Raw genomic sequence first — 23,512 nt, forward strand, 5'->3', positions numbered from 1 at the left:
TGTGTGTTATTTTAAAGCTGTTAATGTAACAGGACCAAGAATACCAGAAGGCATTGGGTTCCATTTGGTGGCATCAAATTTTTGGTAATCTTTGTTCACCATGTTAATTTCGTAAAAGTTTTTCCATTCTTCACCTCGTAATTCCTTAGCTCGAATTCTATTGGCTGAAAGGTTAGTCACCTCTAAAGTTAATGTATTCGTTCCTTCAAGAAGTGGGCCGATATTTATTTCGAAAGGGTTTGCCCAAAGCGTGCCCATATAATTACCATTTACCCAAACTTTGGCGCTTTCCCTAACATCACCCAAGGTTAACCTCCAATTTTTAATAGATGCGTCAGGGTTTTCGAATTCGATTTCATATTTGGCGGTTCCTGAAAAGTTCTCAGTTTTTTCGCCTAAAGTTGTCCAAGAGACAAGTTCTTTCATATTGGCATTGTCGGGCAATTCTGGACCACCGTGTAAAAACGAAATCTGCCAATCGCCTTCAATATTATAGGTTATGTTTGTGGATTCTAAATAATTCCAATTTTCGATATTGGAACCTCCTCCAGTCCTTAAAAACAAAGCACCACCGGGTTTTACGTTTATTCTAACTAACGTTTTTCCATTTTCCTGTTTTACTTCAGCCTTACCATAAGCCTTCGATTTTGGGTCTAAAATCAGTACATCCTCAGATTCACTATTAATTGGAATAAATTGATTTATAGTTTTTGAAGTATGGTTGACTAAATAATAAATCTTGCTTCCGTCGCTATCTCTTCTAATATATTTTAAACCTGTTTCAACCAATGTTTCTGGGTAAATATTGGCTTCACCTAAATCGGAAAAAACATCTTTTGAAGGTTGAGCGATTGTTTTATTATTTTCTAAAAGCAGCTTCAATTTGTTGTTTTCTTCTTCGTAATTATTGAAGCCTGGGACCGATTCTGGAACATCTTGAAAAATGATATTGGCACCTTGTTTCTTCAAATCGATTAAACGATCTAAAGTCTTTAGTGGCATATATTTACAGGTTGGTACAACTAAGGCTTTGTAGTTTCCACCAGGTAATTGAATCGTGTTATTTTTAACGGTAGCCTTCGCAATAAAATTATCCGAGATAAAATCCAGTGCATATCCTTTTTGCATCAAGCCTTTTGTGGTGTTGTAAAATGGCTCATGGTGCAACCATTCTTCCAATGAATGGATTTTAAACTGAAAAAACAAGCTTCCTTTCAAATAAGTATTCCAAACATTATAAATAGGCCAATACAACAAAGTTTCGTTATCTGCTTTTCCTTCTTGCAATAAAGATTGACAATTGGCTATATACGAAAACAGTTGGTTTTCATCTTCACCAATAGCCAAATTAGGATTAAAATTTACCGAAGCGTAAAATTTCCAACCAGGCCATGCAGCCCGTTCTGGCGAATAGGTAGTTCCGTGTAAAAATACATGGTTTACACCGTTTAAAAACAAATCTTCAACTTCGGGTTTACATTGTGATAAAGCGACTTTAAAATGGTCGCGTAACCAAGTGAATGTTTCAGAAGATGTTAATGGCTTACCTGAAATATGTGCCGCCGATGACGAAAATTTAAGCATAACAGGGTCGGCATCACCTTCACGGATATCTTCCATTTCTCGTCTCAAACCTGGAATATCATAGGGCATAGAACCAAAGGTTTCACACTCTGGAATGTCGGCTGAGGCATACAAATCGATTAAATTGCCTGGTGAACCATGAGCTTGTAACCTAGATTTAAAATTATGATTGTTTGCCCATTGCGTCCAAGGTTCATCGAATTTATAAAGCAATAAATCTGATAAGGTTTCTCGGTAATCACTTTTTACGCGATTGCCTTCGTCTGTGTCTTCTTCACTTAACAATAAAGGTAAATGCGGCTTTAAATCGTATTTTCTATATTGCTGAAAAGCTTCAAAAAAGTTAGGAGTAAAATCGGTTCCATAAACTTCATAGCTATCATTAAAAATAGATCGGATTTTTCCCGAGAAACCAATAAAAGCTTCGCCAAAAGGTTTTACGTATGTATTTAATGCCTCTTCAGAATAATGGTCTAATGTAAATCCTTTTGCACCGGGAGCAGCACGCTTTACTTGTTGTCCTGTTTTTCCCGTGAAGACTGCAATAATAGTGTAATTATCGTCTTTGGCTTCCATAGTAATTTTATTGTCTTTCAATTCGGAAGTTAAATCAAAATAAGCGCCACTTTCTCCATAAGCCAAAATATAATTTAAAGTAGCGGGCTGTCTTTCTCTGGGGTTTTCAACCTTGATTTCCCTTGAAAAAGTTTCTCCCTTTTTTACTTCATATTTTTGGGTGATTAACTTAGTTGCAGCATATTCTCTAGTTACTTGGGGACCGCCATAGGGCCAACCTGTTCCCAAAGTTAAATCGACTTGCATTCCCAAACTATCGGCTACTTTTGTCGTATAGCTTAACATGCGCATCCATTTTGTAGACAGGTAATCAATGAAGTTTTCTTCCTCACCTTTTACACCATAAATAGGAGCGATTTCAACGCCACCAATACCAACTCTTTGCAAATCGATTAAGTTTTGTTTAATGTTTACAGAATCTACGGCACTGCCCATCCACCACCAGCGCGTCCAAGGTTTTGTTTCTGATTTTATTTCAGGAAAAATACTCACATCAGCTATTTCACTGTTTTTTGGCCCTGAACATGAGCATATTAGAATACCCATCAGGGCAATAACTATAAGGTTGTTTTTTCGCATAGTTTTAGTTTAGTGGTGTTTTTTTATATCTACAGCATAAATTTGAGTGCTTCCTTCAAAGTTAGCTCTAAAAATAATTTGTTTTCCATCTGGAGAAAAATGGACGTTAGGCTCTAAATCGTAATCATGGTTTTTCATATTGACCAATTTAGTGGAAACCAAGCTATCTCCTTTTGGAACAAAATGATACAACCACATGCCATCTTTGGCACGTGCTACCTGACCAGGGTCGCCGCCATCACCGGCAAATGTTTTTTGGTCTGGTGATATATTAAAATGAATGGACCACTCATCTCGTTTTAGGGCGTATCTCGTTTCTTCTTCTTTAACTAAATGTTTTCCTGCTAAGTAAAATGTGACACTCCTTGGAATTTGAAGGTCGAACCAAATGGTTTTTCCATCTGGACTTAAGAATTCGTGACCAGCTATTTCCCTTTCCAACGTTCTTTTGTGCATCAATTCGTTTTTTCCCGTTTCAATGTCAATTGTCCATATTCTATCTACTTTGTGCCATGGACCTTCGTGACAATACATTAAAAGCTCCGGATTGGTTGGTGAAAATTGGATGTGGTTTAACCAAGCATTTTCGGAATATATCGTATTGAAAGCTTTGGTGTTTACGTTTATTGTAAATAAACTGCGTTCGAGTTTGGCTTCATAAATTTTATCAAAATAACTTGACTTAGCCGGGTTTTTTTTAAAAATCTCACTTTCTTCTTTGGTAATAAGTGCTCCCGCCAAAAGGGTTTCGTCCGCATTAAGTGTAGAAACCGAACCTAAAATACTATCCTCAAACTTGTAAATAAACTCTGTTTCATGCGTATCTATATGCGTGGCAAAAACACTATCCTTTATTTGATAAAAAACTTTTCGGGTTTTAGGGCCAACTATTTCACCTCTTTTCCCTCCAACCCTATCGGTTATTTGGTCAATATCCTTAGTTTGAAGATTAATAGTAAAAAATTGACTCCCCGTTTCAGTCTGTCCCGCAAAAACCATCAAATCTTGCTTACCATCCTTTGATTTTAAAAACGGATTATTATGAAAATAAAAACTACGGTTATCTCCTTCCCTGTCAACCAACTTTTCAACCTTATGCCCTGTTGCAGAATCTATCCAAACTTTCGCCAAGGAACTTTCTTTCCCTGTTTCCATCATTGGAATTTGAACCAATTCACCCTTTGCAGAAATAGTGTCTTTTGATTGATTTTCTTTGCATGAAACGTTCAGTAGAATAAGAAGTGCTAAAGTTGGCGGTAAAAATTTCATAAATTTAAGATTATTGTAGTTTATTTTTCAGCGGTTTAATTAAATGCATTCTACCCGTAAATTACGTCAAAAAAAATTTTTAATAAAATTAAGCTTCTCAATTATGTATTCTATCCTGTGGCATCCTGTTTTCTTTCTACATTTGAGACCTATCTCTCAAAAAAATAACGGTTCTTAAAAATTTAGCATTTCGGCATAAACTGTTGATATCCGCATGATATATTTATTTAATAAATGTTTTGACTATCAATTATAAACAATTTATATGATTAACCATGTAGGTACAGGATACATGCAGAAACTTTTCTAAATAATTTGGCTAAAATTTTAGAAACCATAATTTATTAAATAATTTAAATTGTTTCTTATCTTTAATGCAATCGATTGTATGAGATACAAATATGGATTTAACTCTAAAATTTTAAAACCAATTATTAACTAAACTAAATTTTACATGAAAAACAAAATGACTCTTTTGTTGAGTATCCTGGTGTTTGCATTAATGCACACTTTAGGTAATGCTCAAGAAAAAATTGTTACGGGGACGGTAACCGATGTCTCCAGCATTCCTTTACCAGGCGTAAACGTAATCGTTAAGGCCTCAAGCAGAGGAACAAGTACTGATTTTGACGGAAACTACAGTATTTCTGTAGCACCTGGTGAGACCCTTACATTTTCTTACATTGGGTTTAAAACAACAGAAGTTACTATTGGAAGCGATAATGTGTACAATATTTCGCTTGAAACCGATAACGCACAACTTGATGAAGTTGTTGTAATTGGCTATGGTACGCAAAAAAGAACGAGCGTAACCGGTGCCGTAGCTTCTTTTGAAGCTGAAAGCCTGGTTGAAAGACCTTTGGTAAGAATGGACCAAGCTTTGGTTGGGCAACTATCTGGTGTAAGGGTTAAACAAACAAGTGGTGTTCCTGGGGCAGGATTTACGATTCAAGTTAGGGGTACAGGTTCTATAAACGCGAGTAACGAGCCTCTATACGTCATTGATGGTTTTCCATTGGATACTGATGGACAGCCTTCAAACATAAACCCCAACGATATTGAATCCATCCAGGTTTTAAAGGATGCCTCATCCACTGCAATTTATGGTTCTCGAGGATCTAACGGTGTTGTTTTAATTACAACTAAAAGAGGAAAATCTGGAAAGCCAAAAATCACTTTCAATACTTATGCCGGTTGGAACGAAACTGTAAAGAAATTAGATGTCCTTTCTGCTGATGAATGGGTTGAGCGCGCCATTGAGCATCAAAATTATGCCTATGTTAGAAACTTTGGAAGTCAAGGTGCTACCTCTAGCCATACAAACGACCAAAGACGTGCTATTTTAGGATTGGCTCCTGGTGAAATTAATACTGGTTATATGTATGACGAAAGATGGTTGCAACCAGGGCATCCCGGACTTGATTATGTTGATTGGCAAGACCTATACTTTAGAAAAGGGTTTGTACAAAGTTATCAGTTATCTGCAACAGGAGGTAACGATATAACCCGTTATTATGTTTCAGGTGACTATTCTGACCAAGAAGGAATAGCAATTGGCGTAAACAACGAAAGATTTAATTTAAGAGCAAACATAGAGGTTTCACCAAATGACAAACTTAAATTTGGGCTTAATTTAGCTCCTTCATTTGGCACCATTGATGATCCAGGTGTTGAAGGAAAAGATGCCATTACACACATTATTGTAGGTATGACTCCTGTGGTAGAATCCTCAGTTGGTGCGCTTTACACAAATACAGGTGAGTTTTCAAGATATGCTTGGGCGGGAAGTAGAGTAAGTCCGTTGGCAGAAGCAACGTTTAACCAAAGACAAATCAAACGTTTTAGAAACTTGGCTACTGTTTTTGTTGAGTATGAATTTTTGGAAGGCCTAAAGTACCGCGGAACCATTAACTCTGACCTTCAAATGAATACAACCACAAGGTTCACTCCTGCTTGGATTACAAGAAACAGAACGGCTTCAGGTTCTAAATCTGGTGACACAAGAACTTCTTTTGTTACAGAGCACACTCTAAATTACATGAAATCCCTTGATAACCATAACTTCAATTTATTAGCTGGTTACTCATACAATGAATTCAATTTTGATGACTATTCTATCAGTGGAACTGGTTTCCCTTCTGATGATGTAGGAACATTAAATGTTGCTTCAACAACTAGTGGTAGCACTACAAAAAGTAAAAACACTTTACTATCCTATTTTGGTAGATTGCAATATAACTTCAAGGAAAAATACTTCTTTCAAGCAACATTAAGACGTGACGGATCATCGAGATTTGGCGATAACACCAAATTTGGTACCTTTCCTTCACTTTCTGCTGGATGGAGGATTACTGAAGAAGATTTCATGAAGGACAACGATTTATTTAATGAACTTAAATTAAGAGCTAGCTGGGGTCTTTCTGGTAACAATAACATTGGAAATTATGAGCACATCGCCAACTTAAGCAACACGAATTATAGCTTTGGTGGCACTTTTGCAAGTGGGCAATCTCCATCTAATTTTGCAAACCCAGATTTAAGTTGGGAGAAATCAGAATCAACCAATATTGGTTTAGATATCGGTATGTTCAAAAGCAAAATTTTTGCTTCTATAGAATATTATACCAAAAGAAACTCCGATTTACTCCTTAGCATTCCGGTACCAACATCAAGTGGTTTTTCAACCGCCCTTACAAATATAGGAGAGGTTTTAAACCAAGGATGGGAACTTGAATTGACTTCAAGAAACATTACAAATAGTGACTTTACTTGGACAACCAATTTAAATCTTAGCCACAACACAAATGAGGTTAAAAAGCTTGGACCTAACAACACACCTATTTTAGGAGGTGCATGGGATATCACACATAATATCTTAGAAGTTGGTAGACCTATGTACACACTTTATCTTGTACAACAAGATGGTTTATTATCAACAGAAGACATTAACAACGGAGTTCCGATGTATGGAAACCAAGAAGCTGGTGACCCAAAATATGTAGATCATAATGGTGATGGAGTTATTACAGCGGCTGATAGAACCTACTCTGGCCATCCAGACCCAAGCTATATTTGGGGGATTACTAATACGGTTACATACAAAGATTTTGATTTATCCGTACAATTACAAGGCCAATGGGGAGGAAAAATTTATTCTACATTCGGTAGAGCCATGTACAGAACAGGAATGGGTGTTCCAGATAACACTTTAGGATTGACCAGAGACAGATATGTATGGCAAGAAGGTGCCGTGGTTACAGAGGCTGATTTAGCTGGCCATACAAGAAAATCGCCTTCTAGCTTCGGGCGAATTAAAAACACAGATTGGTTATACGATAACGACTATTGGAGAGTAAGAAATATAACTTTAGGTTATAACTTGGGTGCACAATTTCAATCTGATGTCATCTCAGGGGCTAGATTATATTTTACTCTTGAAAACTGGTTTGGAGGAGATAAATACGATGGTGGGTTTAATCCAGAGGCCGTTAATAATAGTGGAGACGATTATGGCGCATTCCCATTGTCTAAGTCTATTATCTTAGGTCTTAATCTTAACTTTTAAAATAAAAAATTCAGAATATGAAAAAAATAATATTATTAGGCCTTTTATCAGTAATGGTATTTAGTGGCTGTGAAAGTGAGCTAGACCAAGCTCCAATATCAAATAGAAGTGCGGCAACGTTCTATAACAATGAGACTGATTTTGAACAAGCTATAGTTGGTGTTTACAATGCCTTGAGCTACCATTCTGGTTCACAATTTTATCTATCCGAAGTACGATCAGACAATGTTTACATTGCGGGATTAGCAGGTGTTCGTGAGTGGATTCCAATTACCAATCTTTCAAGAACTTTGGGGAATTCAATTACAAGGACAGCTTGGGATGCCCCATATGTTGGTATCTTAAGAGCTAATACTGTTCTTGATAAATTAAACGAAGCCGCTGTTCCTGACCAAACAACAAGAAACAGAATGGAAGGTGAAACCAAATTTTTAAGAGCATTCTTTTATTTTGACTTGGTTCGTTTTTTTGGTGGAGTACCTGTTATTGATCGTATAATTACACCTGCGGAAGCCTTAGAGATTCCTCGCGGCACGCCACAAGATGTTTATGATTTAATTGTTTCTGATTTAAAAAGTGCAATTACCCTGCTGCCTAATACGCCATCAGAAGCAGGCAGACCATCTTCAGTTGTTGCTAAAGCGCTTCTTGGTAAAGTTTATTTGACCATGTCTGGGCCTACTTATGGCATCTCTGGACCTGGATTAGGAGTAGATATGAAATCAGATGCATTAACACTATTTAATGATGTTATTTCAAGTGGTCAATTTGGCGACGTTCCCAGTTATGCTACCATTTTCAATTCAACATCTGAGAATAACGCAGATATCGTATTTGCTATTCAAAACATTAATGATGGTACTGGTGGAGATAAAGGTATTGGAACCATATTACCTACTTTAATGTATCATGAAAGTTGGGCTAGAGTACATTTGCCTTTTGCTGGTGGTAGCCCTAGCGACGGTATCGTAACCCCTTCAAACCAAGTTTTAAACTCGTTTGAAGCTAGTGATGTCAGGGATGATTACTCCATTTTAAGAAGTTGGGTTGATGATACAGGCGGGCTTAGTACAGATGCCATGATTGTGAAGTATTTAGATCTAGATTCAAATGATGAGCCTATAGCTTCTACCCTTCCCGTTGATCGCTTTAATTGGGGTGTTGATTTCCCAGTTATTCGCTACACCGATGTTCTACTTATGAAAGCAGAGATTCTGATTCAAACCGGAGGTAGCCAGACAGACATCGACAAGATTATAAATGATGTTAGAAATAGAGCGGGCTTAGGAACTGTTTCAAATGTAAATCTGGATGTGCTTCTTGAAGAGCGAAGAAAAGAATTCTATGGAGAAGGTTTAAGGTTCCATGATCTTGTAAGAACAGGAAAGGTGATTGATGTTATGAATGCTTGGATAGCGGTTGATGATGCTGCTGATGTCATGAACCAAATGGAAGCAAACTTTATAATTTATCCGATAAATCAAAGTCAATTAGAGGTAAGCCCTGGATTGTATGAACAAAACCCGGGATATAATTAATAGCTTTTTATTTTAGTTTAATTTTTTGATTGTAAAAAGCGCTACTATAATTTGGTAGCGCTTTTTTTATAAAAATGCAGTACAGAACAGGATGGAACTTTATTAATTATCAAATAATTTTGAGAATATTGAATAACTACTTTATATGAGGTCTATCAAAATTATTTTTGGGGTTTGTTTATTTTTTCTAGGAAGTTGCAATCAAAAAACAGAAAAAAAAGGAGTCGAAAAATCAAATCCCAACATTCTTGTAATCATTGCCGATGATGCAGGTTGGAACGACGTGGGTTATAACGGTTCAGAAATAAAAACACCAAATATTGATTGGTTAGCAAACAATGGGGTGCAACTCAATCGATTTTACGTTAACCCAACGTGCTCTCCATCACGAGTTTCTCTTTTAACTGGAATACCGTCTAGCAGAATAGGTGTAGTTGCTCCTATAAGTGGCAAAAGCACAAAAACACTTCCCGATTCTATTACAACTTTACCACAAGCACTTAAAAAATACAATTATCAAAATGCTCTATTTGGGAAATGGCATTTAGGGTTGGACATATCTAATGGGCCAAACGCCTTTGGTTTTGATTATTCATATGGGTTCCTTCATGGGCAAATAGACCAATACACACACCGATACAAAAACGGCGATGCTAGTTGGTACAGAAATGATAAAATGATTGAGGAGGAAGGCCACACCACGGACTTAGTTACCAAAGAAGCCATTGAGTGGTTAACGACGAAACGAGATACTTCAAAAAACTTCTATGTACAATTGGCGTATAGTGCACCACATTTCCCCCTTCAGGAAGAAGACAAATGGAAAGAACCCTATCTGGAAACCATTAAAGATGACTCGCGACGAGATTATGCTGCAGCCATGGCACATTTAGATTTTGCCATTGGAGAAATCATGGAAACCTTAAAACGAACTGGACTAAATGAAAACACCTTGGTTATTTTTATGAGCGATAATGGCGCTATGGAAAATTGGTTCCCAACCTATCAGTACAATGGCGCTCATGGCCCGAATCCAGTTTTAGGAAATAATGACCCATTGCGAGACTGGAAGTCATCAAACTATGAAGGAGCCATTAGAGTTCCTGCTATTTTGTATTGGGAAAATCATTTGAAAACAGGAGTAAATCCAAATTTTATCTCGGTCTCAGACATTATGCCAACCATACTTTCTTTGATTGAAAAAGATATTCCAAAAGGTGTTGAGGGCGTTAATATTTGGCCTTCTATTGAAAACTCCAATATTACAACTTCCCATGATATTTATGTTCGAGGACATAAACAGGAGTGTTTAATCCATCAACCATATAAAATCATTAGAACACGACATAAAGACGGCTCACCAGCAGACTTTCAGCTTTTCAACATTGTAAATGACCCCAAAGAACAACATAATATTATCGATGTAGACACTTTAATTTCCAACAAAATGAAAGTTTTGCTTCAGAATCAATTTGCTAAAGACGACAAAACAGTTAACGTTGAGTTGAAATAACCTAAAAACACAATGAACTTAAAATTCATTTACATAATATTATTATTGTTTTGTCTATCCTGCAAATCACAAAACACACATAAAAATGTTTCAAATTTAGCAGACAAACCCTTGTTTCGAGACCCCGTTTTTGATGGCGCAGCAGACCCTTCAATCGTCTGGAACAAAAAAGAAAAAAAGTGGTTTATGTTCTATACAAACCGGCGTGCTAAAGATTCTACAGCAAGTGGTGTAGCATGGGTACATGGTACAAAAATTGGTATTGCGGAATCAAAAGACGGCGCCCATTGGGCGTATAAAGGTACTGCCAACATCAATTACGAATTAAATAATATAACCCATTGGGCGCCAGACGTAATGGAACACAATGGAGTTTACCATATGTATTTAACCATTGTCCCCGGAATATTTGAAGATTGGTACCATCCGCGATATATCATTCATTTAACAAGTAACAATTTAATTGATTGGAAATTTGAGTCAAAACTAAATTTGGCCTCAGAGCGCTGCATTGACGCCGATGTATTTCGGCTGCCCAACGGTACTTGGCGCATGTATTATAATAATGAAAACGATGGTAAATCTATTTATTATGCTGATAGTGAAAACTTGTACCACTGGGTAGATAGTAGCAGAAAAGTTATAAAGGACCGAGGTGAGGGCCCTGTAGTTTTTCAATGGAAAAACAAAAACTGGATGATAAACGACGCGTGGAGAGGGTTGGGCGTTTATTCTTCTGAAGATTTTATAACATGGGAACGACAACCAAAAAACATTCTACAAACACCGGGAACTGGAAAAGACGATAAGGTAAAGGGCGGACACCCAGATGTTGTTGTGCAAGATGGCAAAGCATATGTTTTCTATTTTACCCATCCGGGAAGAACACCCGAAAATGAAGACGTTGATAGTTATGAAACCAGAAGAAGTTCAATTCAAGTTGCCGAACTTGAATATGTCAACGGAGAAATTATTTGCAACAGAAACAAACCCGTTAACATCAATCTTAAACCAATAAAACAATGAACAACAATACCATTAGAAATGCTTTTAAAATGAAATTGAAGCCCGGTTTTGAAGCTGAATACAAAAAACGTCATGATAAAATTTGGCCAGAGCTGAATGCCTTACTTTCTGAAACGGGCATAAAAGATTACAGCATTTTTTTAGACGAAGAAACCTTAACACTTTTTGCTGTTCAGAAAATCTCTGGAGGTTTTGACCATGACTTTCTACCCAACCATCCAATCGTAAAAAAATGGTGGGCTTATATGGCCGATATCATGGAAACCAACCCAGACAACTCCCCTATTTCCTTTTCACTAAAGGAAGTTTTTCATATGGATTAGAAAAATCCATTTATAAAACAAAAAAAAAGCAGGTTTCTTAAATTTAAGGAACCTGCTTTTGTTTTCAAAATAAAATAATTGCTACTTAACGGTAATTAACTTTGAATTCGATTGTCCCTCATTATCCATTAAAACCAACAGATAGTTTCCTGAACTCAATTCGTTTCTTTTTAAAACAAATGAATTATTTCCTGCAGCCAAATCCTTTTTGTCAAAATCTAGAATTTTCACGCCCATTAAATTATAAACAGAAACACTTAACTGGGATGATTGCTTTAGATTGAAAACAACATTGGTTTCTGTTGAAAACGGGTTAGGATAATTGACAAAACTACCATTAACCAAAATATTATTAATGCCCAAAGTACCTGTTTCAAGGTAACCTAAATCTGGTGCAGCACCGTTAAACGGTAAGCCAACGTCAATTCCAGCGTCAATAAGGTCGCTACCAACAGTTAGCCTCATAAAATTAACATCTGGCAAACTACCATCTACTTTTCTAGGGGCAGTCATTAGTTCAGTAATATCCAAGCTTTCAAAATCTGCTGAATTGGTAACTAAGCCATTTTGCCAACCATTGTTAGTTATATCTGTTGCGGTTGCATTATAACTATCGTTACTTCCTCCAGAAAGGGAAACAGAATTCTTAATAGTTAGTGAACTAGCAATATTGGTACTGCTGAAACTTATATTTCTACCATTGCTGTAAGCGGAACAGTTATAAATCTCAACATTTCCTCTATTACTATTGTGGTCAAACCCGTCAAAAACATTACCTGCAGCAATACAATTTTTATAAATGGCATTGTGCTTGAGTAACTTATCATCACTTCCACCTGTTTTAAATCCATTACCATCACCACCGCCAATAGTCCCATTTTTTAAGTAACCATTTCTAAAGGCCCAACAATTCTCATAAGTCGTAGTAATGTTATCAGCACCTCTTAGATATCCGTCCCAACCGTCATCAAGGTTTTGCCATGCCCGGCAACCTATAAATTTATTGCCTGTCCCTGCATCCAATTTACAAGCAAAACCATCAGCGTTTTCTACTAAAGAGTCAGCATTATTATAAGAATCACAGTTTAACACGGTATTATTTGCCGCTCCATTGCCCATTTGCAGGCCTGAATCTTTACACTCACTAAAAGAACAAAATTCAATAAGGTTGTTACTGCCACTAATAAACAAGCCGTTATCACCTGCACCGAAGACATCAAGACCCTTAATATGCCAATAATTAGCAGATAAGGTAATAGCTCTGTTTGAGGAACTTTCAGCCATTGAGGAAAAATCGAAAAGTGGCCTAGAAATATTATCTGGGTGTGGAAGTAATGAAATTAAATTTCCGTTGACTCCATTTCTGTTAATAGAAAACTTAGAAGTGAAATTATAGGTGCCTTCCATCACATAAATAATATCACCTGGACTAGCACTTGAAAGCGCTGTAAAAAGCATCTGTGGCGTGCTTACAGTAGTTTGTGAAAAACCTAACAAACAATTAAACAAGATTAAAAATAATAGTAGAGTTCTTTTCATGGGAATTATTTTATTGATTGTAATACAAAGATATGAACTTTATCAATCGAAAACTCTATTGGTTCATTTTTTGTAATCGATTGCTTTAATCAAAATATTATTGAACAAAAAAACGGGAAAACTTAATAGCTCACCCGTTTTTTTAGAAATTTTATTCAAGTTGGTATTTATTGAAGACTTATTAGACGGCTACTCTTTACATTATCCGAATTCTGTAAAATGAGCAGATAATTACCTGAAGGCAGACCGTTTCTCTCTAGAACAAAGGAGTTCTTACCGGATGGATATTCTTGTTCAACTGTTTCAAACACTTTAACACCCAATAAACTGTAAACCAAAACTTTAATTTTTGATGGCGATTTTAAACTGAACACAATATTAGTTTCATCTGAAAACGGATTTGGATAGTTGGAAAAACCTTCCAGTAGTTCATTTTTTTTTACACTGAGTGTCCCAAATTCATTATATCCTAAATCAGGGGCAGCTCCATTAAATGAAAACCCTATATCATAGCCTGCATCAATAAGGTCACTTCCTGGTACCAACTTTAAAAAATCAGTATCAGGCAGGCTACCATCAGCTTTTCTAGGTGCTTTCAGCAATTCGATATCATAAGCTACAAAATCATCTGGCGTAACGGTAACACTCAAATCAAAATAATTATTGTTAAGTATACACTGTGGTTTATCAATATTAACCACTTCTTTGCCAGTTGAAGCTCCAGCTCCCAAGTTATTCGCCATTACATGTCCCCATCCCGGAACATCAGTGCCGTAATCTGTAGGATTTAAAGCTTTACAATTTAGCATGTTATAGTTTTCAGGATTCTGAAAGGCTGTATTATTGTACCAATAATTCCCATTTAAATGATGATTAGCATAAAAACCGCGCAATCTATTTTTTGCTGCGATGCAAAATTGAACTGTGTTCATAGGAATGGGCGCATATCTATCAACAACTTGCTGATATGTCTGTGCCGTTTTACCATAGCCTCCTGCTTTAAAACCAGTACCGTCTCCACGAGAAATTAAATCACTCCCTGTTCCAGATGCGGAAGAATATCCATTATAGAAAGCCCAACAATTTTCAATAAGTACGGGTTCTGCAGAATTAATTAAATCAAAACCGTCATCACTATTTAACCATGCGCGGCAACCTCTAAATACATTTCCAGTATCTCCACCACGCACATGACAACCAAAACCATCCACATTGCCTCCTACTCCTCCTTCTGAGACCGAATCCCAATTTTCGTATGCATCACAATTTAATATTAAATTGTTGGAGCCATCTAAAATATAAACTCCAATGGCCATATTGTTGTGCATACTTATATTTTCTAGAATATTGTTGCTCCCTTTAATTTCAAAACATTCAGATTGTGTATGCGTTGTAATAGTTACCTGAACACCTATTATTTCAATGCCTTTAATATGAATATTGCTACCGGTAAGATAGAATGCGAAAATGCGTTTGTCTGCCGGCTTAATATTCTGGTAGTCAAAAACTGGTTTTTCATCTTGATATGAAAAATAATTAATCCCATTTTTATTAAGTTCTGTTACATAAGCCCAAATTTGATAGTAACGTTGTATCTGGTCCTCACGCATCGTGTACAGACCTCCGCGGATATAAACCGTGTCTCCATATGAAGCCAATTCTTGGGCTCGTTTAATGGATTCTACAGGATTGGCAAAACTACCATCGTTGGCATCATTTCCATTGGGTGCCACATAATAATCTGTAGCAAATGAGAATAATGTAAAACCTAAAATGGCTAGAATAGTAAAGTATTGTTTTCTCATTTATTTTTTATTTATAAAATTAATTCTTTAAAAACTTGTTATCAAGATTAATCGTGTAACTGCCTTATTAGAAGATAAATTTCACTTTATAAATGACCAAGGGAATTATACTACTTTGCAATTACCTTTAAATTTTTATTCAAATTTTCACCAACAATGTTTAGAATATAAATTCCTGACAGATTCTTGTCTTCAACATTTAAAACAAAATTTCCTTTGCCAGTAGTATCCAAATTTTCCTTTAAAACTACCTTACCTGTAATATCAGTAAGGGTCGCTAATATTTTAACCGAACTGTATTTATTAAGAACAATATTAATTTTTTGATCTATCGGATTTGGAAAAACCGCGATACCATTATTGAAATCAAATTCTCGACTACTTAAAGTACCGTTTTCATATAGGCTAGAAACTTGGGCATCACTCAATGCATAATTAAATATTATAAGCTCGTCCAATTGTCCTTTATAGGGTGCCGGCGCCGTGCCATTTAATAGCTCTAATTCTCCAATATTGCCTACTATTAAATCACTTACCTCTGCAATACCTATAACCCCAGTTTCGTCCAATTCAGCAACAAAATTTCCGTTTCGGTATAATCTTAGTTTATGCGCATCAATATCTCGCATAACCACAACATGCACCCAAATACCTGAATAAAATGGTGTTCCACTTGTTGACAACTCTTTTTTGGTTACGTTATCATCAATGGCAAAACGAAATTCACTATTCTTAAATTCAATATTAAAACGCTTTCCTGTCGATCCAGTAGTTGTATTTGCTGTAAAAGACCCTTTACATAAGAGATAGACACTATTTGTACCCGTTGGCAATGAGTTGAAGGCCGCTTTCATCCAAAGTGAGATTGAAAAAGAACTGTTATTAAGATAAATTTGATCTTGATTTGGAATATTAACTATAAAATCATTATCTGGAGCGGTTGAAAAATCCAACGCATTACCTTCTTTGCCCGCAACTCGAACACTAGCATTATCATAGTTAACGTCCAATACGCCATGATTGGCATAAGCTGAACCATCTATTATTTCACCACCATCCAAAGGTGATTCATCAAATGACCAATAGCCCACCATTTCCGCAGGTATATCGGCTATTGTTCTAAAGTTCCATACATCGCCCGAAACAAGTCCTTTGTTGTTTGAAGCGTCTATTCGCCAATAATAATTGGTTTCTGTGAATAAACCATTAACTTGAAAAGAGGGACTTGCTGAATATGCAACATCCGCCAACTTTACAAGACTTGAAGCATCTTCCCCAAAATAAACCTCAAAATTCTCTGTATTTGAGCTTCCACCCCATCTTAAGATTACACTACCTCCTGAGAGTTCAACAAAATTGAAACCATTGTTTGGCATTGGTGATGTTGGTTTATCAGGCGCAGAAGGAATTGCTGGGGTTGCAACTGAAGTAACGGCACTGTAAATCGAGGCTTCCTGACTATTAACAGCCTTTATTCTATAGAAATATTGTGTGTTTGGAATTAAGTTTGAATCATTGTAGGATGTTACATTGGCACCCATTTGAGCAATTTCTGAAAAAGAATTTCCATCTGTCGAACGCTCAATCACAAAGTTATCTTCATTATCTGAATTGTCATTCCAATTAACGGTTAACGAACTGCTCGGCGGTGTTTCAGCTGAAACTAAATTAGTAAAATTTACATTTGATGGCGGAATGATAAAGTCTGGAGGCGTTTCATTAACCAAACCATTAATATAAACTTCTATGTTAAAATAAGGAGCATTGGATATGCTAACCGCCAAAGCATCAGCGCCATTATTTTTATCTAATCCGTTGGCATCCTCCCATTCATCCGGCATTCCGTCATTATCAGTGTCTTGGGGTGCCGGTGCGCCATAAACATGCCCTACCCCACCATTTATAAAAGGCAAATCGGTTTCGCGGTAAACATAAAAGGCTTCCGTTCCTTTTGAGGTTAAATCTGCAATCATTAAACTATCCACTTGGTCGCGTCTAGGATATGATGCTCCAACATTTAAAACCACTCTATCAAAAGCTTGTTCCGCGGTCATCGGAGCATCTTTAACAGGATAATCATATGGCGTTGGTTGAAGGCTCATGGCATCACCCGTTGGGTATCCAATCAAATCCTCTGGGACTAAAGTACCGTCCAAAATCCCATTTTTGTTGCTGTCAAAATAATTTCCTGAACCAAATAAATAGAAGTTCGAGTTTCCCCGGTTAAAAGGCGTTGATAAACCATCCCCTGTATGTGGTCCGCTGATAAAATAATTATTTATAATATTTACATTGGAAATTCCAGCTGAATCGCCACCCATAATATAGGCATCTCCAGATTCAGTATGTCCATAAGTATTCCCATAATTGCCCCAGTTGTAAACCACATTGTTTACAAACTCGTTGATGCCTTTTACTTTAGGATTACGCGTTTTATTGCTAATGTATAAATTTCCTATTATACTAATTTTTCCATCAGAGGGTTGCATCAAACCACCCGCGGAATGATTATGACGGTGCAATCCATGCCCAATTATTGAATTTTGGATGGTTATATTATCTGGACTTGTTCCCTTACTATCCCAGTTTATGGAGAATACTTCATCTGTTCCCCAAGTAAAGGTCATATGGTCAAAAATCATATTTGCACCATTTGCCAAACCCGAAGCATCTTTATTTTTTGCCCATCCACCAAAACGAATACGAATATAGCGCGCAATGGTATTACTTGCACCTGTAAACATTACCCGCTGGCCATAAAAAACAATGCCTTCTCCAGTAGCCGTTTGTCCAGCTATGGTAGTATTCTTGGGTATTACAATATCTGATGCCACATTGATGATACCACCTACCCTAAATAAAATAAAGCGTCCTTCTCTACTAACGGCATCACGGAACGAACCTGGTCCACTATCATTTAAGTTGGTTACCAAGTAAATCTCTGGATTGGCATGGCCTCTTGCCCCGGTTGTATATCGACCAAAACCTGTTGCTTCCGGAAATGCCAAGGTTTGCGCTTTTAAATTTATTGAAGTTGTAATGAGTAACCCAATCAAACACAAATCAAAAGCACCTTTATGTAGTAAAATATTTAGTTTCATAAATAGGATATTTGTCTGTACTTTATGTAAAAAAGGCCCTAAACTAAGTAATTAAGGCCTTTAAGTTTATGATTATGAAAAAGGCTTATCCATTGATATTAATAGATAAGCATTAAACTTTTTTTCTATTCCTCCTCTTTCCAATTAAAAGGCAAAAACCAATTCTCTTGGCTCATTAATTTTGAGTGAACATCATCTGCATTCGGATTGCTTTCTTTTGAAAGTTTTTCATAAATCTTATCAGCTAAAAATGCAGGATCGTTTCTTCGCAATGCAACACGTACCAAATCTCCCCAACGATTACCTTCAAAAGCCAATTCAAGAGCACTCTCTTCAATAAGGTTGTCTTCAATTGATATCAAACTATCTCCAACCACTTCCTTGAATTCAACATAGGCTCTTCCCCGTACACCATCGTTACGGTGCCAATCGCCTCTGTAATATGGAAAATCACCCTGTCTCCCATCAAAATTATAGGGAAAAGGTAGATTTGTTTGCTCTATATCAGTAACATCTTCCTCTCCCGGAACACCATACTCGGTTTGAATACCATTATTCAAAAGGGTATTGGCTAACCTATGTTGTCCGTCACGATTAGCGGCTTCGGCATATCGCAAATGTAATTTAGCAGCACGGTACAAATACCAATCACCATCTCTTACAAACTCGTCAATAGGAAGTTGGCTTGTAAAGTCTAAATATCTATAGAGATATTTCATGATAACCTCTTGATCGTTAATCACCTTATACGAAAACCTTTCTCCTCTGGCATCGTAAGGGATAAGGTTCCGTTGTGTTTGGTCTTTCCATAAATCAATAGCCCGTTGTGATGGTTTTAAAAGATAACTTCCTCCTTGGTTTGAAAACAAATCTATAAATGGATTTTTTGGTGCAAAATTAGTGTCAAAAGGCAATGACCATATCCACTCAGTATTCCATCTGGCATCTTTCTCTCTAGCAAATATTGACCGCCAGCCTCTTTCATTACTATCCACCAGCCCTGTGGCATCTTGCTCTCTAAAACGCAAATAGCCCACGCATAAATCGTCGTTGGTACTAACGTTACGAGAACCCACACGGTATGTATCAAAAAGCACGGCAATATCACCACTGCCAGTGCCTGTTTCCATGACATTTTTGTAGTAGGTCGCGGCTTCTAAATAATTTCCCTTCCAAAGTTGGAGATCTCCGAGCAAACAACCTTTGTTTATGAAAAACTTGGCTGTGTTGTAGCCATCTACATTAATGACCAAAGAGCTGTCTCCACTATAAGGGTCAGTATAAGGTAAACTTTCAGTAAAGGCTACCAATTCATCAATAAGTTGATCCAATGGAATTTTAGGAAATTTATCGGGGTCACCAATGTCATTGATGTCCTCTATCGGATCGGTAATATAGGGCACATTACCATAGTGCATACCCAATTGTAAATATAACCAACTGCGCAAAGTACCAATATCTGAATAGCGCTCATTAAACTCATCAGGATCAAGTCTAAAATCTGCACGCATTAACCTAAAATTCTTGAGAATGTCATTGCAGTTATTTATAAGCTCATAGAAATCTTTTGGATTAGCGTATGGGTTGCTCACGCTAACTGAATGTTCATGTAGCTCTTGAAAAGTTAAATCGGCGTTTTCCGTTGGGCTGACTAAATCTGCTCTTAATTCATTTAAAACAACATATTTCTCGGCAAGCCCCATTAATTTTCCATAAAGACCAACAATTGCAGCATCTGCATCAAAAACATCACGGTAAACTTGATTTTCGTTTAGTTTATCCTGAGGCTCAACTTCCAAAAAATCTTGACAAGAGGTGAAACCGATTAATGTTGATAGGACTATTAAACTAAATTTTCCTTTAATATTTTTTATAATCATTGTTTTCATTTTTCTAAATCTAAAATCTTTATAGTCCTAAACGCAATCCTAATTGAACTGAGGTGAACTGCGGCATAAGCCCAATATCTGCACCTTGACCAAAAATAGATGAGGTTGCACTAAATTCTGGGTCATAACCTAAATAATCTGTTATAGTTAACAAGTTATTACCTGAGGCGTAAACTTTCACGTATTTTATGATGCCAGATGGATCTATCTCAATATCATAAGAAACTGTCAGGGTTTTAAGTCTTAAGAATGAACCATCTTCAATCCATCTACTTGAAAAAGAAGAATTCCCCAAAGGGTCTCCCCAAACCGCCCTTGGGATTGCAGTTTGTTGCCCCTCAGCCACCCAACGGTTGTTTATAGCGATACTCTGATTTTCATAACCGCTCATTTGCTCCAAACTTTGACGTACCCCATTATAGAGATCGTTACCTACAGAAAAATTGAACAGACCAGAAACACTTAACCTTTTATAGTTGAATACAGTACTTATGCTACCTGTAAAATCTGGATTAGGATTTCCAATAACCTTACGATCATTATCATCTATAACATTATCGCCATTTAAATCTTCAAATATTACATCGCCTCCACTAAACGGCATTAAACTACCATTTTCCATTCTACGTGATAATCCAGCTGCATTGGCTTGTGCCGTTGTGCTGTATACACCATTTGCTTGATACCCGTAAAATAGATTTGCATCTTGGCCTTCATCGGTTATATAAGTGGCACCTCCAAAATGTGTGATTATTCTATCATTAGGAATACCTAAAACCTCATTCTTGTAGGTTGATAAATTAACACCCAAATCCCATTTCATGTCAGGCGTATTTATCAACCTAGCATTAAGTCCTAGTTCAGCTCCACGGGTTCTCATATTTCCACTATTTGACACTATGTAATCAAATCCACTAGTGGTATTTAGCGTTTGATAGGTAATCATATCCGTAGTTTCGTTATCGTAAACATCAATTGAGAAATTTAAACGTTCATTAAACAAAGCAATGTCTGTCCCTAAATTTAGCTTACGCACTTTTTCATTTTGCAGTTTAGGGTTTCCTATATTACCTCTTACCAAGCCCTGAATTCCCAATAAGTTTTGGGAAACATAGAGTTGCTGTGCCGTGTAGTTACCTATATCGTCATTACCACTTAAACCAACGCTTGCGCGAAGTTTGAACAAATCTATACCAGAGTTGTTCATGAATTTTTCAGATGAAATTAACCAAGCTGCTGAAAGTGACCCCAAAGAGCCAAACTTAACATCTTCCCCAAATCTACTGGAACCATCATAGGCTGTGTTCAGCGTAAAGAAATATTTATTAACGTAATTATACTCTGCGCTTAAATAAGCATTCACCCAGTTCCATTCGCCCAGTGCTCCACCAACTTGTCTTAATAGGTTACTACCTGCTCCAACCGTGGTAAAATCATCCGTAGCAGAATTAAACCCAAGTCCAAGATCGCTCTCTGATTCATTTGATTGGGTTCTCATACCTAATCTTACATGAAAATTATGTTTAAAATCGATGCTCTTGTCAAATGATAAATAACCATTTGTGTACAAGGAATATAATTTTTGAACCTCGCTTCCACTTCTGTTTTTCCCAATGGCAGTTGGTAAAACAATATCAGCGACCCCAAAATCAGGAATAAAGAAGGTTTCTCGCTCTTTGTTATATGTTAACCCTAACAATAAATTAGCCTTCAAAGATTCGCTGATGTCATATTGGAAATTTAAATTTCCAAAGAACCGGTAATTTTTGTTTATTCCAATACCATTTTGCATGATTGCAACAGGGTTACTCACATTAAAAATATCTACGTCTGCCAAATTCGGTGATACCTCACCAGTTTCGTTAATGGCATTTACCGCTACAAAAGGTGCTTTGGTTAAGGCCAAATATTGTTGGCTCGTTTTGTATGACAATCCTTGGTCATTTTGATTTTCAGTATTGTAAATAAATGATAAATTAGCATCTACCGAAAGTTGGTCGGTAAGTCTCAAGGCTGCATTTAGTCTGGTACTGTATCGCTTCAAATCTGAATTTCCAGAAATTCCTTCGCTATTTAAATAACCAACGGAAATTCCATACTTAGCAATATCATCACCCCCTCTAATTTTTAAATGATAACTTTGGTTTTGACTTGATCTAAATACTTTATCCTGCCAATCGGTATTATTATGGTACTGGTAATAAACCCCACTATCGCGGTTATCAAGCATCCAGGGCATATTTGCTATCTGTTCTTGAGTATCACCTCTTGTTGCCATTAATTGCGATAAATATGTTCTGTAATCGGCTGCACCCATAATAGGCAATGGTCTAGGGTCTTCATTAACACCGCCATACATGGTGAAATCAATTTTAGTACTCAATTCCGTTGGGCGGGTTGTGGTAATGATAATTACACCATTAGCCCCTTTAGTACCGTATAGAGATGATCCGTCCTTTAATACCGTAACATCTTCAATATCTTTAACTTCCAACATTGAAAGTGGCGAAGAACTATTATACTGAATAATGCCAGAACCATAGTCCTCATCATCGTATATCATTCCATCAAGAATAATTAATGGTTTGTTGGTAGCATATAGCGAATTAAACCCTCTCAATGTTAAATATGCTCCCGAACCAGGAACACCTGAATTACCAACACTATTTAAACCAGCAATGCGCCCTTGAAGAAAATTCCCTATTGTTTGGTTTACTGGATTGCCCCATTGTTCTTTTTCAAAATCTAAAACTTGTGCTGCCTTTGGATTGTTGTACTGTAATTCTTGAGCATTACCAGGTAAATTGGCACTTTGATAAAATTGGGAATAACTAGCTTCATATAAAGCAATTTCAAAACCACTTTTTCTTCCATTGAGAGGAAAAACTTTGGATTGGTAATCTTGACCACTAACAATGAGCAGTGCGCTTAAATGTGGAACATTTATTGAAAAACTGCCATCTTCCTCAGAAATTGCCGCAGAAAAATCTTTTACAGCAACATTTATACCTGAAATTCCTTCTCCAGTTACTGCATTTTTAATCAAACCTTTAATTTGAATACCTTTATTGGTTTGAGAATCTACAGCTGTTGAATCTGAAGCATTTTGTGCGTATAGATTCCTGTCAATTCCACCGAAAAACAGTATGCCTAGTAGAGTGGTTAGTTGTAATATTTTGAGCATAATTATTGGTTTAAAAGACAT

12 protein-coding genes are annotated in these 23,512 nt (G+C 36.7%); 5 read left to right on the forward strand and 7 right to left on the reverse strand.

Features of this window, described 5'->3' with window-relative positions; genetic code table 11:
- Window positions 1-6: 6 nt before the first annotated feature.
- Complete coding sequence (locus ACB104_RS00725; protein ID WP_370476315.1) at window positions 7-2,739, reverse strand: glycosyl hydrolase; 2,733 nt, start codon at window positions 2,737-2,739, stop codon at window positions 7-9.
- Between the two features lie 9 nt (window positions 2,740-2,748).
- Window positions 2,749-4,008: an oligogalacturonate lyase family protein gene (locus ACB104_RS00730; protein WP_370476317.1), complete on the reverse strand. Its 1,260-nt coding sequence runs from the start codon at window positions 4,006-4,008 to the stop codon at window positions 2,749-2,751.
- A gap of 454 nt (window positions 4,009-4,462) precedes the next feature.
- Here ACB104_RS00730 and ACB104_RS00735 point away from each other — a divergent pair, with 454 nt between their 5' ends.
- From ACB104_RS00735 to rhaM, 5 genes are all read left to right on the forward strand, one after another.
- Entirely contained in the window at window positions 4,463-7,573 is a 3,111-nt protein-coding gene (locus tag ACB104_RS00735; protein WP_370476319.1) for a SusC/RagA family TonB-linked outer membrane protein, read from the forward strand.
- A gap of 17 nt (window positions 7,574-7,590) precedes the next feature.
- Entirely contained in the window at window positions 7,591-9,111 is a 1,521-nt protein-coding gene (locus tag ACB104_RS00740) for a RagB/SusD family nutrient uptake outer membrane protein (protein WP_370476321.1), read from the forward strand.
- A 145-nt stretch (window positions 9,112-9,256) separates the two neighbouring features.
- Complete coding sequence (locus tag ACB104_RS00745; RefSeq protein ID WP_370476322.1) at window positions 9,257-10,624, forward strand: sulfatase-like hydrolase/transferase; 1,368 nt, start codon at window positions 9,257-9,259, stop codon at window positions 10,622-10,624.
- Between the two features lie 12 nt (window positions 10,625-10,636).
- On the forward strand, window positions 10,637-11,650 hold the full coding sequence (locus tag ACB104_RS00750; RefSeq protein ID WP_370476324.1) for a family 43 glycosylhydrolase: 1,014 nt from the start codon (window positions 10,637-10,639) through the stop codon (window positions 11,648-11,650).
- Entirely contained in the window at window positions 11,647-11,973 is a 327-nt protein-coding gene (gene rhaM / locus ACB104_RS00755) for an L-rhamnose mutarotase (RefSeq protein WP_370476325.1), read from the forward strand. Before ACB104_RS00750 ends, rhaM begins: the two co-directional genes overlap by 4 nt.
- Window positions 11,974-12,054: 81 nt before the next feature.
- On the opposite strand, the gene ACB104_RS00760 is transcribed toward rhaM, so the two are convergent.
- From ACB104_RS00760 to ACB104_RS00780, 5 genes are all read right to left on the reverse strand, one after another.
- Window positions 12,055-13,512: a right-handed parallel beta-helix repeat-containing protein gene (locus tag ACB104_RS00760; RefSeq protein ID WP_370476327.1), complete on the reverse strand. Its 1,458-nt coding sequence runs from the start codon at window positions 13,510-13,512 to the stop codon at window positions 12,055-12,057.
- Between the two features lie 167 nt (window positions 13,513-13,679).
- The gene (locus ACB104_RS00765; protein WP_370476328.1) at window positions 13,680-15,317 is read right to left on the reverse strand and encodes a right-handed parallel beta-helix repeat-containing protein; all 1,638 of its coding nucleotides are present in this window, start codon (window positions 15,315-15,317) and stop codon (window positions 13,680-13,682) included.
- A gap of 110 nt (window positions 15,318-15,427) precedes the next feature.
- Window positions 15,428-18,418 carry a LamG-like jellyroll fold domain-containing protein gene (locus tag ACB104_RS00770; protein ID WP_370476330.1) on the reverse strand — a complete coding sequence of 997 codons (2,991 nt, stop codon included), beginning with the start codon at window positions 18,416-18,418 and terminating at the stop codon, window positions 15,428-15,430.
- A gap of 125 nt (window positions 18,419-18,543) precedes the next feature.
- Window positions 18,544-20,307: a RagB/SusD family nutrient uptake outer membrane protein gene (locus tag ACB104_RS00775; RefSeq protein WP_370476331.1), complete on the reverse strand. Its 1,764-nt coding sequence runs from the start codon at window positions 20,305-20,307 to the stop codon at window positions 18,544-18,546.
- Window positions 20,308-20,326: 19 nt separating this feature from the next.
- Window positions 20,327-23,491 (reverse strand): SusC/RagA family TonB-linked outer membrane protein, encoded by a 3,165-nt coding sequence (locus ACB104_RS00780; protein WP_370476333.1) that lies wholly within the window; start codon window positions 23,489-23,491, stop codon window positions 20,327-20,329.
- Between the last annotated feature and the right edge of the window lie 21 nt (window positions 23,492-23,512).

It is taken from the genome of Tamlana flava (assembly GCF_041287255.1).
Taxonomy (GTDB): domain Bacteria; phylum Bacteroidota; class Bacteroidia; order Flavobacteriales; family Flavobacteriaceae; genus Tamlana; species Tamlana flava.

Coding starts and splice junctions, on each gene's coding strand:
- ACB104_RS00725 (WP_370476315.1), bottom strand. CDS start 2,739: ATGCGAAAAAACAACCTTATAGTTATTGCCCTGATGGGTATTCTAATA.
- ACB104_RS00730 (WP_370476317.1), bottom strand. CDS start 4,008: ATGAAATTTTTACCGCCAACTTTAGCACTTCTTATTCTACTGAACGTT.
- ACB104_RS00735 (WP_370476319.1), top strand. CDS start 4,463: ATGAAAAACAAAATGACTCTTTTGTTGAGTATCCTGGTGTTTGCATTA.
- ACB104_RS00740 (WP_370476321.1), top strand. CDS start 7,591: ATGAAAAAAATAATATTATTAGGCCTTTTATCAGTAATGGTATTTAGT.
- ACB104_RS00745 (WP_370476322.1), top strand. CDS start 9,257: ATGAGGTCTATCAAAATTATTTTTGGGGTTTGTTTATTTTTTCTAGGA.
- ACB104_RS00750 (WP_370476324.1), top strand. CDS start 10,637: ATGAACTTAAAATTCATTTACATAATATTATTATTGTTTTGTCTATCC.
- rhaM (WP_370476325.1), top strand. CDS start 11,647: ATGAACAACAATACCATTAGAAATGCTTTTAAAATGAAATTGAAGCCC.
- ACB104_RS00760 (WP_370476327.1), bottom strand. CDS start 13,512: ATGAAAAGAACTCTACTATTATTTTTAATCTTGTTTAATTGTTTGTTA.
- ACB104_RS00765 (WP_370476328.1), bottom strand. CDS start 15,317: ATGAGAAAACAATACTTTACTATTCTAGCCATTTTAGGTTTTACATTA.
- ACB104_RS00770 (WP_370476330.1), bottom strand. CDS start 18,418: ATGAAACTAAATATTTTACTACATAAAGGTGCTTTTGATTTGTGTTTG.
- ACB104_RS00775 (WP_370476331.1), bottom strand. CDS start 20,307: ATGAAAACAATGATTATAAAAAATATTAAAGGAAAATTTAGTTTAATA.
- ACB104_RS00780 (WP_370476333.1), bottom strand. CDS start 23,491: ATGCTCAAAATATTACAACTAACCACTCTACTAGGCATACTGTTTTTC.